Here is a 13,300-nt window from a genome sequence, read left to right on the forward strand (position 1 = left end):
GCACTCTTTCGCTCGCCGAGCCGCCCACCCCACCGGACCGACTCTGCCGTGGCCCAATATAGGGCTGGCCGACCGCGCTCGGAAAGAAGTTTGAAATTCATGCGCCAGGGATGTCGAGAACGCGCGGGCGGCTCCGTCCCAGAAGTACGAGCAGCCGAACGGGCCTCGGATACACCGAACCGAAGGAGAAATACCATGACCGTCCGCCGAATGGATCACGCCGGGCTCGTCGTCGACGACCTCGCCGCCGCCGTCGCGTTCTTCGTCGAACTGGGCCTCGAACTGGAGGGTGAGGCGAGCGTCGGCGGTCAATGGGCCGACGAGCTCCTCGGCCTGGAGGGCGTCAAAGCGGACATCGCCATGGTCCGAACCCCCGACGGCCACACCCGAATCGAACTCTCGACCTTCCACTCCCCCCTGTTCACCGGCACCACGACGCCATCCCCGGTGAACGTCCCCGGCATCCCTCGCCTGACCTTCGTCGTCGACGACGTCAACGACACCCTCGCCCGCCTCCGCCCCCACGGCGCCGAACTCGTCGGCATCGTCACCCACTACGAGGACATCTACCGCTACTGCTACATCTACGGCCCGAACGGCGTCACCATCGGCCTGGTGCAGGAGCTCCGCACCTCACCTGATGCGGGGTAGCACCTCGATGTCCTCCGAGGTTCGAAGGACTGCCGCGTCCGCCTGCGCGATGGGGATGAATCCCAGAGCCACCGAATCGGACTCGGTATTGATCGAGACCATCGCGGCCCCGGCGGCGCGGCTGTGCTCGGCGAGCAATTCGTGGAATCGCTCGCCGGTCTCGGCCGTCACCTCGTAGTCCTGTGCCGCCGCCTCGAACCACTCCCACGACATTCCCACCGGATACGAATGCAGCGCCCGCAGACCGTCGCGTATCTCCCACGGGTTCGCCTTCCAATCGGTCCACAGCAGCAAACCCATGGACCGCAGCCCCGACAGCAGAATCGCCAACCCATCGCTCGAGAATTGGTCGGTCTCGAACTCGTCCACGTCGATGTCATCGAGATCGACGACGGTGAGTTCGAGATCGTCATCAGTCAGTAGATCCCACACATCGACCTCATCGAGTTGAGCGCGCAAACTCAACGCCGGTGCCCATCGCAGGTACTCGGCCAGCGACGGCTCATCCGAAGCCATCAACACCGCAATATCAACCAGCCCCCGGCACCGCGACTTCCATTCGAAGTCGCTCTCGCCGAACGCATCCCACGGTTGCCGCAACGCCGCTATATCACCGCCGAACCAATCTTGTTCTGCCACGGTATGAACCATAGAGCCGCACCGCCCAGGGCAGTGCGGCAGGCGGCCGGAGTTACTCCGCGTAGGGCTGATCGGTGCCCTGGTCGCTGTATCCCACGCTCCAGATGTAACCATCGGGATCGGCGAAGGTGCCGCCGTATCCACCCCAGGGCAGCGCGGCAGCGGGCTTGAGGATTGTGGCACCGGCCTTTTCGGCTTCCGCGACGATCTCGTCGACGCGTCCTTCGCTGCGGACCACGTAGGTCAGCACCAGGCCGCTGAAGCCGCTGCCTTCCGCGTCCGCGCCCACCTGACCGGCCAAACCCTCACGGCCGTAGAAGCCGACGGGCGATGCGCCATCCGATTCGAAGAACACCGAGATACCGAAGTCCTTCGCGATCTTCCAGCCCAGCCCCTCGGTATAGAACTGCTTGGCCCGGTCCAAATCCCGGACGCCGAGGAGAATCGAGCTGACGTGCGCTTTCATGCCTTGCTCCTTCATTCTGAATGTCCCGGTTGACATTACGAAGCGCACCCGTGCCCGGGTATCGGTCACATGCCTTAGGTCAGTCGTATAGGGCGCCCGGCTCGGAGCCGTCATGATGGCTGGCATGGGCTCTGCAGTACCGCCTCGGTGGCGACGCCGGTTGCCGCCAGGATCGCTCGGACGATTAGTGAGTTGGTCGGGAGTGGGGCGTGTCGCCGTCGGTGCTGCCGCGGTAGCGGTGGTGGTCGCCGCGGTGGCTGGGGTGTGGTTCACCGGGCAGAGTTTGCAGGCCACGCGCGATCAATACCGGCTCTCCGAGCGGAGCCAGGTGACCGAACGATTCAGTCATGCGCTCGATAACCTCGGGTCCGACAAGCTCGATATTCGGGTCGGCGGTATCTATCTGCTCGAGCGGCTCTCGGCTGATTCTCCAGCCGATCACCCGACCGTGGTCGATATCGTGTCGGCGTTCGTGCGCACTCACAGTCCGGTTTCGGTGTGCCCTGCGGCCGGCACGGTGATCGATGCCCATGATCCCGATACGCGACTACCGACCGACATCCAGGCGGCGCTGACCGTGATCGCCCGGCGGGACATCACGGGTGAGAATGGCCGTCAAATCGATTTGCTGCGAACGTGTTTGGCCGGTGCGCGATTGAATGACGCGAGACTGGCCGACGTGAATATCTCCGGAGGCGACGTGCGCGGCGCACAATTCTCCGGGGCCGATATGGGGCTCGCGGCACTGGTCGATATCGAAGCTACCGGAGCCGAGTTCGACGGGGCGAACCTGTCCGGCGCCCTGTTCACCCACGCGAGACTGACGGACACCGAGTTCACCCACGCTGACCTGTCACGGGCTGTTCTTCAGCGAGCGAACATGGCCCGCGCGAATTTGGCTAACGCGAATCTCTCAGGCGCCTTTCTCCAAGGCGTCAACATGGCCGGGGCCAATCTCGCGGATGCGGATCTCTCGAACACCAAGCTCGACTCGGTGACCTTGGACGGGATCTTCTACACCTCGAAGACAGTGTGGCCCAAGGGATTCACTCCGCCGCCGAGTCGCCCTTCATTCCGCTGAGAACGGCAGGCGACGACTCACGTACCGGCTCAGGTCAATTGGCGGGAAGCAGGTTGTTCATGAGCAGGCCGAGGGTGAACTCGAAGCGTTCGGGTGCGGTGCCGGAGATCAGGTCGGCGGCGTGGCGGCGCGTTTCGGGGAATTTGTCGGCGGGGAGTGCGGTGAAGCGGTCCAGCAGCTCGTCGTGGCTGAGTACCCATTCCTGATCTTGACCACCGCGTCGCTGCTGGACCAGCGACTGCTCGAGCGCGTAGGCGCTGACGTAGAGCGATAGGGCGTCGCGTGCCCACCCGGCCGTCTTGGGTTCGACGCCGCCCGCGAGCAGGATCGCCAGGATTCCTTCGCCGACACGGAGGGTCTCCAGGTTCGTCGACACCGCAGCCAATGCGGCGCGTGAGATGCCGGGGTAGCGCAGGTACAGGTCTCGGATCTGGGTGTACACGTCGAGTAGCTGTTCACGCCAGGACTTCGGATTCGGTTCGGGGAGAACGACTTCGGCGTACAGCTTGCCGATCAGCAGGTCGTCGATGTCGGTCTTGTTCACGATGTGCGCGTACAGCGAGGACGGTCCGGTGCCGAGCACGGTAGCGACCCGGCGGATGGTCAGTGCGTCATATCCCTCGGTCGCCACGACCTGCAGCGCGGCGTCGGTGATCCGTTCCACGGTGATCGGCGTCTTGCGCGGCGCGGGGGCGGCGGTCTCCGCGGCGGGTTGGGCGTGGCGGGCTGCGCGGCGTTGGCGGGCATCGGCGGACATACCGGAAACTATAGCTTGACACGAACTTAGTTCGTCCATTAGAACTTAGATCGTCAGAACGAACTTTGTTCGTGTCGGTGTTTCCGGAGGTGTGTGATGCGAGTTTCCGTTATCGGTGCAGGTCTGGGCGGTCTAGCTCTCGCGCAGGGTCTGCGTGGCGCCGGAATCGAGGCCGAGGTGTTCGAGCGCGATCCGGGCATCGTCGCCCGCTTTCAGGGCTACCGCCTCGTGCTGAACCCGATCGGTTTCCAGGCCGTCCGCGACTGTCTGCCCACGCGCTGGCATCCACTGCTCGACGAGATCGTCATGGAAGCCTCCGCCGAACAGCTCATCCTGGACCCGCAGCTCAATGAGATCGGCAAACTCGGCGCGAGCCGCACCGGCATCGTGGTCGATCGCCAGGTGCTGCGGCACCTGCTGCTGACCGGCCTCACCGTGCACACCGACGCCGCGCTGACCGGCTACGACGTACTGCCCGACGGTCAGGTCCAAGCCAACTTCGCCCACCGCGACCCGGCCACCGCCGACCTGCTTGTCGGCGCGGATGGCGTCACCTCCGCGGTCCGCGGTGTCCTGTCACCCGACACCACCCCGACCGACACCGGCGTCCGGTTCGTCATCGGCCGCACCCCGCTCACCGACGAATTCGCCGACATCTCAAAGGCTTTCGGCTCGAAGATCGCCGGAGACGGCGTCAGCCTGCTGCTCGGCGCGATGCAGTTCCGCACCCCGCCCAAGCAGGCCGCCGAACAACTCGCCCCCGAAGTCACCCTCCCCGATATCGGCGACTACGTGCGCTGGGCCATGATCCTGCCCCCGAACGGCTCACTCGACAACGCCACCGCCCAGGACGCCGTCCTTTCTCACATGCACGGCTGGCACCCGCAACTGCGTGCCCTCATCGAACAGGCCGACCCCGACAACAGCGCCCTGCTGTCCATCCGAGTCGTCCACCCCGGCCAGCGCTGGACTCCCGGCCCGGTCACCCTCCTCGGTGACGCCATCCACGCCACCTCCCCCACCGGCGGCAACGGCGCGAACACCGCCCTGCGCGACGCAGACGTGCTGCGCCGCAGCCTGATCGAGGCCAACGAAGGCCGTCAAAACCTGATCAGCGCTGTCGACGACTACGAACGCCAGATGTTCGAATACGGCGCCGAAGCCGTCCGCACCAGCCTCGAACGCCTGCCTGCCTTCGCCCCCGAAGCGAAACTGTCCTGAGCGCGTCAGGCCGATTCGTTCAGCAGGTGAGCGTTCCATACCGCCGCCGCCTTCTCGTGGGAGTCGACGCCCGCGTAGAACGCGGCTCCCAGGGTGTCGAAGTCGGAATCGCCGAAACCGTGTGCCTCCATGAATTTCGGCCGGTACACAGCGAAACCCTCCGCCGTCGAATGGTGCCGGTAGGGAACGGCGATCCGCATCGACCGGGGATTCAGGGAGAATTCGACGGCCTTGATCATCAACGCATCGGTCCGCCCTCTGTCCAGGTGCAGGTAGGCATCGACGACGAGCACGGCGCGTAGCCAACCCACTGGGCTGTCAGCCAGCCTCTCCTCGGCTGCCACTGCTGAGTCAGCGACATCGTCGTCGAGGAAACGCTCCATACCTTTGGTCCCGTCGGCATGGACGTACCCGATCAACGGGATCAACACATCGGAATCGGACACACTCCAGATCCCGTGTGCCGCACAAAAACCCGCAAGCTCGGCAATCTCGTACACGGCCACCCACGATATCGGTGCGCACCGACATTCGACACGAGGTTAAATCCTTTTGCCCGGCGGCGGGGACCGCTGATACAGTCCGGGGGCCGTGTGAGCGAATGAGGAGGTGGTACCCGTGAACGTTATATCGATATGGGTGCTCCCCTCTGGGGTCACGGTCGGGCGATAGGTCGTCCGGGAGCGCCATTCCTGAGCACTCCCGAAAGGCACGACCATGCAATTCACTTCTGAGAAGCTGCTCGATGACGGTGTTATCGAGCGCGAATTCACCCTCGGCGAGGTCCCCGGCATCTTGTGGACCGCCGAATCCTCCTCTACGCCAGCACCTTTGATTCTCGTCGGTCATCCCGGTGGACTACCGCGGATGTACCCGCGAGTGGCGGCGCGGGCGCGGAGCGCGGTGGCCGAAGGGTACGCCGCTGTCACCATCGAACTCCCGGGCAGCGGGGATCGGCCGAGTTCTGCGGTTGCCGATCAAGCCCGAGCCGATCTGCGACAGGCTATTCAGGCCGGTCAGCCGGTCAGCGATGACATCGTGGACCGGCTCATCCTTCCGCTGGTCGAACAGTCGGTTCCCGAATGGCAGGCCACCATCGACGCCGTGCAGGAACTGCCCGAGATCGGCGATTCTGTCGGGTATTCGGGCGGGGTCATCTCCGTCGGCGTTCGGCTGGCGATCGTCGAGCCGCGCGTTTCGGCCGCGGTGCTGTTCGCGGGAAGCTATGTGCCGCGCAGCATTATCGAACAAGCCCGGCAGGTCACCATTCCGCTGCACGTGCTGTTGCAGTGGGACGATGAGGGCAACGATCGGCAGATGGCGCTGGATCTGTTCGATGCCTTCGGCTCGAAAGAGAAGGCGCTCAACGCCAATATGGGCGGGCACACCGGCGTTCCGCAGCACGCGGGTGAAGAAGCGAATCGGTTCTTCGCCCGACATCTGAAGTAGTGGTCAGCTCCGGTGCCGTCCGATGGTCAGGTCGAGCAGGGCCGCCGCATCGCGGCGCAGTCCCTCGACCGCATCGGCGGCACCGGCGTTGTGCAGTAGCAGCGCTCGCTGGAACAGTCCGTCGAAGGTCGCGTAGGCCATGGATTCGCTGATGAGCAAAGGACTTTCGGCCAGTTCGGCATAGCGCACCACGACATTGGCGATCATGCGTTCGCGGCGGGCGTCGATATCGATGACGTCCTCGCGGAACGATTCCTCGAACAGTCCCTGATTGCGCAGGTCGTACCAGAGACGATGCAGGGCGGCATCGGTTGCCAGCGTGCCCGCCATCGCATCACTGAAGTCGGTGCGTAGTCCATCGGCGGTGGTCGCCGCGGCGACAATGTCGTCGTATCGGGTCACGCAGACCGCCTCGTACTGCTGCACCGCGTGGGTGAGCAGTTCGACCTTGTCGCTGAAGTAGTAGTGCAGCAGCCCGTGCGTGAACTCCGATTTCTGGGCGATCTCGCGCAGGCTGGTGCGGGCGTAGCCGAGTTCAGCCAGCGCATCCAGTGCCGCGGTTGCCAATTGGGCTCGACGTTCAGCGAACTTGTCAACCTGGCGGCGGGCGATACGAGCCCGCTTCTCGACGATTTCGGTCACCGCGCCTCCTCTCATCTGCCCTGTCACACGGGTGGGACCCCGCTCAGTGTATCGCGGGTCACAACGGATCCGCCGCTTGACTTTGGACAGTCGTCAAGAAAAGTCTTGACGACTGTCCAAAGTTTTGCGTACTGTGACTCACATCTCATCCCCCGCCGGCGCGTAATGAGTGGTCGAGCAACACAAGCCATCTCGAAGAGGAGATCCCTGATGAGTGGGTATGACCTGGCCGGGCGCCATGCGCTGGTCACCGGAGCGGCGCGCGGACTGGGCGCGGGAATGGCCGAGGCGCTGGCTCGCGCGGGCGCCGCCGTCGCCATCGCCGATGTCAACGAGGATCTCGGCAAACAGACCGCCGAGGCACTGCGCGCGACCGGAACCACCGCGGAATTCGTCCCACTCGACGTCTCCGATGACGACCGCTGGGAACACGCAATCACCGATACGGTCGCCGCGCTCGGCGGTCTCGACATCGTGGTCAACAATGCCGGTGTCGAAATCACAAGTCTCGTAGTGGATCTCGATCCGGCGCAGGTGCGTCGCATGCTCGAGGTGAATGTGCTCGGCACCGCGCTGGGCATCAAGCACGCGTTCCGGGCAATGCGGCCCGGCGGCGCGGCAGGCCGGGGCGGTGCGATCGTGAACATCGCCTCGGTCGCCGCGACAATCGCATTCCCGGGCATTTCGGTGTATTCGGCGACCAAATCCGCCGTCGACCGGCTCACCAGGGTCGCCGCCATGGAATCCGGCAAACTCGGCTACGGCGTCCGGGTCAATTGCGTGTACCCGGGCCTGGTGCCCACCGAGATGGGTGCGCAGCTGGCGAGCGATGTCGCCGAGATCGGCCTGTTCGGCAGCGCGGACGAGGCCGTTGCCGCGGTGATCGCGCAGACCCCGCAGGGCCGCCTCGGTGAAGTCGCCGATATGGCCGACGCCGTCGTCTTCCTCGCCTCCGACGCCGCCCGCTTCATCACCGGGGCCGGTCTTCCGGTCGACGGCGGCATGGGCATGTGAGCACCGGAACCACGAAAGGTCCGAAAGATATGAGCACCAAACCCGTTGTCGTCTATGGCGCTTCCGGCTACACCGGCCGACTGATCTGTGAATACCTGCGCGAGTACGGGATTCCGTTCATCGCGGCCGGGCGGGACAAGACCCGCCTGCAGGAGGCGATAGACCACATCCCCGGTATCGACACCGTCGAATATGAGACGGTCGAGGTCGCGCATTCGGTGGAATCGCTCACCGAACTGTTCCGCGGCGCGTCGGTGGTCTGCAATACCGTCGGCCCTTTCGCGCAGTACGGCCACGAGGTCGTCAAGGCGTGCATCGCCGCGGGCACACACTATCTGGACACCACCGGCGAACAGGATTGGCTCATCGACTGCGATGAGCAGTACGGCGCGGAAATGGCGGCGCAGGGCCTGCTGCTGTCCCCCGGTATCGCGCAGATGTACACCACCGGTGAGATCGCCGCCCAAATCTGCTTGGAGACACCGGGTTTGGACACCCTCGATATCCAGGTGATCTGGAAGGGCTTCCCGACCGTCGCGTCCACCAAGACCATTCTGGTCAATGCCGCGCTGGCCAAGGCGTACTACCTGGAGCAGAACCGGTACGTGGAATGGCCGGCCGATGCCGGTCTGTACAACGTGGTGGTACCCGGCCAGCATGAGATCGGCCTCGCGCTGCCGTGGGGCGGGACCTCACATCCGGTGTGGTTCAAGCACGATCCGCGCGTGGCGAACGTCAAAGTGTTGGGCGGAGTCGCGGATCGCGCGCTCATGCAGGGCGTGCCGTTGATCGTGGCCGCGGTCCTGGAACAGGTGAAGGATCTGCCGCCCGAGGAGAAGCTCCGGGTGCTCACCGAGCAGGCGGCAGCCGTGCGCGATGAGATGCCGCCGCGCGAGAACCCGCGCATCAACACCTCGCTGGATTCGGTCCACGCGTCGGGGCCGTTGGGGCGCGCGCACTGTGTGATCTACGGGAATTGCAACTACAAGCAGACCGGACTGCTGCAGGCGTACGCCGCCAACGCCCTGTTGCAGACGCGGCCGAAACAGGTCGGATTCGCCTCCGCCTGTCAGGCTTTCGGGCACCGGGAACTGCTCGGGGTGCTGCGCGCGTTCGGATTGGTTTCGGAGCCGATTCTGACCGTGCACCGTTGATCACGCATCGGGCCGCCGGCGCAACCCCTGCAATCGGCGTCGGCGGCCCGAATTCTTCTATCCCCCAGTAGGTTTCACGGAGGTTATGCAATGCGTCTGACCGACTACCTGGACAAGGGTGCGTCCCTCGGTCCCGCAGCGCCCTGCCTCACCGCCGGCGGGCAGAGCCGTACCTATCAAGAGGTGCAACAGCTTTCGTGGCAGATCGCCCGCGCGTTGCACCTGTCCGGTGTTCGCCCCGGCGATAAGGTCGCGATCCTGTCCGCCAACGACATCACGGCCTTCACCTGCGTTTTCGGCATCGCACGCGCGGGCGCGGTGTGGTGCCCGATCAATCCGCGCAACGATGCCGCCGAAAACCGGGATCTGCTGGAGCTTTTCGACTGCACCTACCTGATCTTCCAGGAGTCCTTCGCGCCGCTGGTGAAGGAAATCTTGCCGCAGCTGCCCGGCGTGACCACCGCGATCTGCCTGGACGGCGCGGTCGAGGGTGCGATCGGGTTCGCCGAGTGGATCGGGAGAATACCGCCCACACCGTGGCAGGCCGATCCGATCGACGACCTCGTCATGCTGGTCGGCACCGGCGGAACCACCGGGCGTCCCAAGGGAGTTCGGCTCACCGGCCACAGCATCGAGACCATGACCGCGCTCACTCTGATGAGCTACCCGTTCGATGAGCGGCCGCGCTATCTCGCTCTGGCCCCGCTCACGCACGCCGCGGGTGTGCTGTGCTTTCCGATCCTGGCCTTAGGCGGGGAGATCGTGATCCTTCCGGCACCCGATCTCGGTGACTATCTGCACCGGATCGAACAGCACCGCATCACGCACTCGTTCCTGCCGCCCACCCTCATCTACATGTTGCTCGACCACCCCGCGCTCTCGAGCACCGATCTTTCCTCCCTGCAATGCCTTTGGTACGGTGCGGCCCCCATGTCGACCACCCGCCTCACCGAAGCCCTCGAACGAATCGGCCCCGTCATGGGCCAGCTCTTCGGCCAATCCGAAGCCCCCATGATGGTCTCCACCCTGTCCCCCGCCGACCACTTCCACCGCGACGGCACCATCGCCACCGAACGCCTGGCCTCGGCGGGCCGCCCCACACCCCTGACCCAGGTCGCCATCATGGACGAGGCCGGAAACCTGCTCCCCACCGGCGAACGCGGCGAAATAGTCGTCAAAGGTCCCCTGGTCATGGCCGGCTACCACAACAACCCCGAAGCCACCGCCGACGTCTCCCGCTACGGCTGGCACCACACCGGCGACATCGGCTACCTCGACGCCGACAACTACCTCTTCGTCGTCGACCGCGCCAAAGACATGATCATCACCGGCGGCTTCAACGTCTACTCCGCCGAAGTAGAACAGGCCCTGCTCAGCCACCCCGCCGTCCAGGACTGCGCCGTCATCGGCCTCCCCGACGACAAATGGGGCGAACGCGTCACCGCCGTTGTCCAACTGCACGCCGGTCACACCGCCACCGCCGACGAGCTGCGCGCGCACGCGCGAAGCCTGCTCAGCGGAGTGAAATCGCCTAAGCAGATAGAGATTTGGTCTGATCTACCCCGCTCCAAGATCGGCAAGGTCCTCAAACCCGATATTCGAAACCGCTTGCGCACACCTTGAGCCGCAGGTGATGCGGGGAAGGTGTTGGCGGACAAAATCTCTCGAGGCGGGACTCACCAGGATCAGGTGATGACGATTCACCTGGATCGTGGCGATGCTCTTCTGCACTGTGCCAAGTCCGAGCGCCGGATCGAAACCGGCGGACGCACGGACGGCCCCGCCGAAGGAGTAACCATGTCCACACCGGTTGAATCGGCTCAGTTGCCGGATTACGCCGCCCTGCCGGATGTCGCTGTCGGGTCGGTGCTGAACGAGCAGGGGTATTACGTCGAGCGGGTAGAGCGAAACCTGTTCTGGGTCAGTGACAGTGTGTATCTGTCGGCCTTTCTCGCTACGGGCGAAGGGGTCGTGGTCTTCGACGCTCCTCCGACGATCGGGCACAATCTGCGGCGCGCGATCGATGAGGTCACCGCGGTCGAGGGCACCACGAACCGGGTTACCCATCTGGTCTATTCGCATCACCACGCCGACCATGCCGGGGCAGCGAGTCTGTTCCCCGGTGCGATTCTGATCGGTCACGAGGAGACTCGCCGTCGGCTGCTGCGTGATGACGATCCGAACCGCCCCGCGCCGGAGGTCACCTTCACCGATACCTACACCCTCGAGGTCGGTGGCGAACGCGTCGAACTCGCTTTCCACGGCCCGAATCACACGCCGGACAATATCTTCATCCATTTCCCGGACCATGACGCGTTGATGCTGGTCGATGTCATCAATCCGGGGTGGGTGCCGATTTTCAATGCCAATCTGAGCGAGGACATGCCGGGGTACATCGATGCGCCCGGGCAGGCGCTCGGATACTCCTGGACGAAACTGATCGGCGGACATCTGGGGCGGCTCGGGACCCGCGAGGATGTGGAACTGCACCAGGCCTATATCGCCGATATCGTCGCCGCCTCGTACAAGGCACTGGAATCGGTCGATCCGACGCCGTATCTGGCGAAGTACCCGCCGAATCACTGGGGCTGGGTGAACGGTTACCTCACCGAAGTGACCAAGACCGCGACCGAATCCGTTGTGGCGAAATACACCGGGGTGCTCGGCGCGGCCGATGTCGAACCCCTCACGTACACAACCACATTCATGATCATGCAGTCACTGCGCCTGGACAAGGGCGTCGGCTCCCAGATCCATCCCTGATACGCCCGGGCTCGACCGAGAAAGGTATGCCATGAGCGAACATGTGGCATTGGTAGTCGGCGCGGGCGGCCCGCTGGGCCGCGCGGTCGTGGACAAGCTGCTGGCAGTGGGCTACCGCGTGGCGGGAGCCGACCGCAACGCCGACGGGCTGGCTGCGTTGCCGACCCAGGTGGCGCGGATTGTCGGCGATGCGGCGGATCCCGAAGCGGCACAGCGGATTGTGGACGATACGGTGACCGAGGTCGGAATACCCTCGGTGCTGGTCAATACGATTGGCATGTACGGCCTGGGCGATGCCCTGTCCACCAAGCCCGACCAACTCCGCCAGATGATGGACGTGAACCTCGGTCCCGCCCTCTGGTTGACGCAATCGGTTGTGCCGCATATGCAGTCGGCGGGCGGCGGCTCGATCGCGTTCGTATCCTCTCGTTTCGGCACCGACGCCGATGCGGGTATCGCGGCCTACAGCCTCAGCAAGGCCGCGCTGAACCATCTCGTCGTGGTGCTGAACCATGAACTGCGATCGTCGGGAATCCGCGTCAATGCGGTTGCGCCGCAACTGATCGACAATCCGAAGAACCGTTCGTTCCTTCCGGCCGAAGCGCTCGAGCATGCCACGACCCCCGAACAGATCGCCGACCAGTTGGTGCACCTGGTTACCGAGGCCGGGGCTCCGGTCTCGGGAGCGATCCTGCCCGCCTACGGCGGCTGAGGTCAGTCGTCGGCTTCCCAATCGACGGGTGAGTGCAGGATTCCCGGGCCCGCGGTGGTCAGCATGAGTTCCGGTACGAAACAGCGGGCGGAGGTGCGCAGCAGGAAGCGCACCGCCTCTGCGACGTCGTCGGCGGTCATCATGGGCTCGGTTGCGGAGGGCTGTGCCCAGGTGGTGCCCGGGGTTTCGACGAAACCTGGTAGGAGGGCGGTTACTTGGATGCCGTCGCGGCTCAGTTCGGCGTGGGCCGAGTGGCTCAGTGCTACCAGGGCGGCCTTGGTGGCGGCGTAGACCGAGACATTGGGTGGGGATTGGCGGGCTACCAGGGAGCTGACGTTGATGACTGTGCTTTTGCCGTGGGTTGCCGCTGAGGCACGCAGGCTCGGGATGCAGGAGCGGAGGAGTCGGAAGGCGGAGCGGAAGTTCAGGGCTATTTCCAGGTCCAGGTCCTTATCGGATTTGGATTCGATCGGGCTGAGTTTGCCGATGCCCACGTTGTTCACCAGGAGGTCGAGGGTGCCGTGGTGTTCGAGGTGGCGGGTGAGCAGGAGGTCGGGGGCGGTGGGGTCGGCCAGGTTGGCTGCTACTCCGGTTACGTTGTCGCCCAGTTCTTTTGCGGTCGCGTCCAGTTTGGCTTGGTCGCGGCCGCAGATGGTTACAGCCCAGCCTTCGGTGATCAACATGGTGGTGATGGCTTTGCCGATTCCGGCCGAGCCGCCGGTGATCAGTGCGGTTCGTCGGTGCATCGGGC

The 13,300-nt window shown here is 64.6% G+C and carries 15 protein-coding genes; 9 read left to right on the top strand and 6 right to left on the bottom strand.

Translation table 11 applies throughout. The annotated features are described in order from the left end of the window. Positions 1-195: 195 nt before the first annotated feature. Positions 196-651: a VOC family protein gene (locus ACFC0O_RS16530; RefSeq protein ID WP_375958564.1), complete on the top strand. Its 456-nt coding sequence runs from the start codon at positions 196-198 to the stop codon at positions 649-651. On the opposite strand, the gene ACFC0O_RS16535 is transcribed toward ACFC0O_RS16530, so the two are convergent. Both ACFC0O_RS16535 and ACFC0O_RS16540 read right to left on the bottom strand, forming a co-directional pair. Further along, complete coding sequence (locus ACFC0O_RS16535) at positions 634-1,290, bottom strand: hypothetical protein (protein ID WP_375958566.1); 657 nt, start codon at positions 1,288-1,290, stop codon at positions 634-636. The two genes, ACFC0O_RS16530 and ACFC0O_RS16535, sit on opposite strands and share 18 nt — an antisense overlap. Before the next feature lie 52 nt (positions 1,291-1,342). Further along, entirely contained in the window at positions 1,343-1,756 is a 414-nt protein-coding gene (locus tag ACFC0O_RS16540; RefSeq protein WP_375958568.1) for a VOC family protein, read from the bottom strand. Positions 1,757-1,958: 202 nt separating this feature from the next. Between ACFC0O_RS16540 and ACFC0O_RS16545 the strand changes: the two genes are divergently transcribed. Next, a complete protein-coding gene (locus ACFC0O_RS16545; RefSeq protein WP_375958570.1) occupies positions 1,959-2,837 on the top strand; it encodes a pentapeptide repeat-containing protein in 879 nt (292 codons plus the stop codon). Positions 2,838-2,871: 34 nt separating this feature from the next. Here the strand turns inward: ACFC0O_RS16545 and ACFC0O_RS16550 are convergent, their stop codons facing one another. Then, a complete protein-coding gene (locus ACFC0O_RS16550; protein WP_375958572.1) occupies positions 2,872-3,594 on the bottom strand; it encodes a TetR/AcrR family transcriptional regulator in 723 nt (240 codons plus the stop codon). Between the two features lie 96 nt (positions 3,595-3,690). On the opposite strand from ACFC0O_RS16550, the gene ACFC0O_RS16555 reads away from it, so the two are divergent. Continuing rightward, entirely contained in the window at positions 3,691-4,815 is a 1,125-nt protein-coding gene (locus ACFC0O_RS16555; RefSeq protein ID WP_375958574.1) for an FAD-dependent oxidoreductase, read from the top strand. A 5-nt stretch (positions 4,816-4,820) separates the two neighbouring features. Here ACFC0O_RS16555 and ACFC0O_RS16560 read toward each other — a convergent pair whose 3' ends face one another. Beyond that, positions 4,821-5,315, bottom strand: a complete 495-nt coding sequence (locus tag ACFC0O_RS16560) for a hypothetical protein (RefSeq protein ID WP_375958576.1) — start codon at positions 5,313-5,315, stop codon at positions 4,821-4,823. A gap of 217 nt (positions 5,316-5,532) precedes the next feature. Between ACFC0O_RS16560 and ACFC0O_RS16565 the strand changes: the two genes are divergently transcribed. After that, positions 5,533-6,264 (top strand): alpha/beta hydrolase, encoded by a 732-nt coding sequence (locus ACFC0O_RS16565; RefSeq protein WP_375958578.1) that lies wholly within the window; start codon positions 5,533-5,535, stop codon positions 6,262-6,264. Positions 6,265-6,267: 3 nt separating this feature from the next. Here ACFC0O_RS16565 and ACFC0O_RS16570 read toward each other — a convergent pair whose 3' ends face one another. After that, positions 6,268-6,906 carry a TetR family transcriptional regulator gene (locus ACFC0O_RS16570; protein ID WP_364648945.1) on the bottom strand — a complete coding sequence of 213 codons (639 nt, stop codon included), beginning with the start codon at positions 6,904-6,906 and terminating at the stop codon, positions 6,268-6,270. 210 nt (positions 6,907-7,116) lie between these two features. Here ACFC0O_RS16570 and ACFC0O_RS16575 point away from each other — a divergent pair, with 210 nt between their 5' ends. From ACFC0O_RS16575 to ACFC0O_RS16595, 5 genes are all read left to right on the top strand, one after another. Beyond that, a complete protein-coding gene (locus ACFC0O_RS16575) occupies positions 7,117-7,920 on the top strand; it encodes an SDR family NAD(P)-dependent oxidoreductase (protein ID WP_375958580.1) in 804 nt (267 codons plus the stop codon). A 29-nt stretch (positions 7,921-7,949) separates the two neighbouring features. Further along, the gene (locus ACFC0O_RS16580; RefSeq protein WP_375958582.1) at positions 7,950-9,074 is read left to right on the top strand and encodes a DUF5938 domain-containing protein; all 1,125 of its coding nucleotides are present in this window, start codon (positions 7,950-7,952) and stop codon (positions 9,072-9,074) included. Between the two features lie 90 nt (positions 9,075-9,164). Beyond that, a complete protein-coding gene (locus tag ACFC0O_RS16585) occupies positions 9,165-10,697 on the top strand; it encodes a long-chain fatty acid--CoA ligase (protein WP_375958584.1) in 1,533 nt (510 codons plus the stop codon). Positions 10,698-10,871: 174 nt separating this feature from the next. After that, positions 10,872-11,837, top strand: coding sequence for an MBL fold metallo-hydrolase (locus tag ACFC0O_RS16590; RefSeq protein ID WP_375958586.1), 966 nt, complete (start codon positions 10,872-10,874; stop codon positions 11,835-11,837). A gap of 31 nt (positions 11,838-11,868) precedes the next feature. Then, positions 11,869-12,549 carry an SDR family NAD(P)-dependent oxidoreductase gene (locus ACFC0O_RS16595; RefSeq protein ID WP_375958588.1) on the top strand — a complete coding sequence of 227 codons (681 nt, stop codon included), beginning with the start codon at positions 11,869-11,871 and terminating at the stop codon, positions 12,547-12,549. A gap of 2 nt (positions 12,550-12,551) precedes the next feature. Here ACFC0O_RS16595 and ACFC0O_RS16600 read toward each other — a convergent pair whose 3' ends face one another. Then, complete coding sequence (locus tag ACFC0O_RS16600) at positions 12,552-13,295, bottom strand: SDR family NAD(P)-dependent oxidoreductase (RefSeq protein ID WP_375958590.1); 744 nt, start codon at positions 13,293-13,295, stop codon at positions 12,552-12,554. Positions 13,296-13,300 lie beyond the last annotated feature (5 nt).

Source organism: Nocardia sp. NPDC056100, assembly GCF_042266325.1.
GTDB lineage: Bacteria > Actinomycetota > Actinomycetes > Mycobacteriales > Mycobacteriaceae > Nocardia.

What these genes read in the sequence shown, in the direction of transcription:
- ACFC0O_RS16530 (WP_375958564.1), top strand. Translation starts at nt 196, where the DNA reads ATGACCGTCCGCCGAATGGATCACGCCGGGCTCGTCGTCGACGACCTC.
- ACFC0O_RS16540 (WP_375958568.1), bottom strand. Translation starts at nt 1,756, where the DNA reads ATGAAAGCGCACGTCAGCTCGATTCTCCTCGGCGTCCGGGATTTGGAC.
- ACFC0O_RS16550 (WP_375958572.1), bottom strand. Translation starts at nt 3,594, where the DNA reads ATGTCCGCCGATGCCCGCCAACGCCGCGCAGCCCGCCACGCCCAACCC.
- ACFC0O_RS16555 (WP_375958574.1), top strand. Translation starts at nt 3,691, where the DNA reads ATGCGAGTTTCCGTTATCGGTGCAGGTCTGGGCGGTCTAGCTCTCGCG.
- ACFC0O_RS16565 (WP_375958578.1), top strand. Translation starts at nt 5,533, where the DNA reads ATGCAATTCACTTCTGAGAAGCTGCTCGATGACGGTGTTATCGAGCGC.
- ACFC0O_RS16575 (WP_375958580.1), top strand. Translation starts at nt 7,117, where the DNA reads ATGAGTGGGTATGACCTGGCCGGGCGCCATGCGCTGGTCACCGGAGCG.
- ACFC0O_RS16580 (WP_375958582.1), top strand. Translation starts at nt 7,950, where the DNA reads ATGAGCACCAAACCCGTTGTCGTCTATGGCGCTTCCGGCTACACCGGC.
- ACFC0O_RS16585 (WP_375958584.1), top strand. Translation starts at nt 9,165, where the DNA reads ATGCGTCTGACCGACTACCTGGACAAGGGTGCGTCCCTCGGTCCCGCA.
- ACFC0O_RS16590 (WP_375958586.1), top strand. Translation starts at nt 10,872, where the DNA reads ATGTCCACACCGGTTGAATCGGCTCAGTTGCCGGATTACGCCGCCCTG.
- ACFC0O_RS16595 (WP_375958588.1), top strand. Translation starts at nt 11,869, where the DNA reads ATGAGCGAACATGTGGCATTGGTAGTCGGCGCGGGCGGCCCGCTGGGC.
- ACFC0O_RS16600 (WP_375958590.1), bottom strand. Translation starts at nt 13,295, where the DNA reads ATGCACCGACGAACCGCACTGATCACCGGCGGCTCGGCCGGAATCGGC.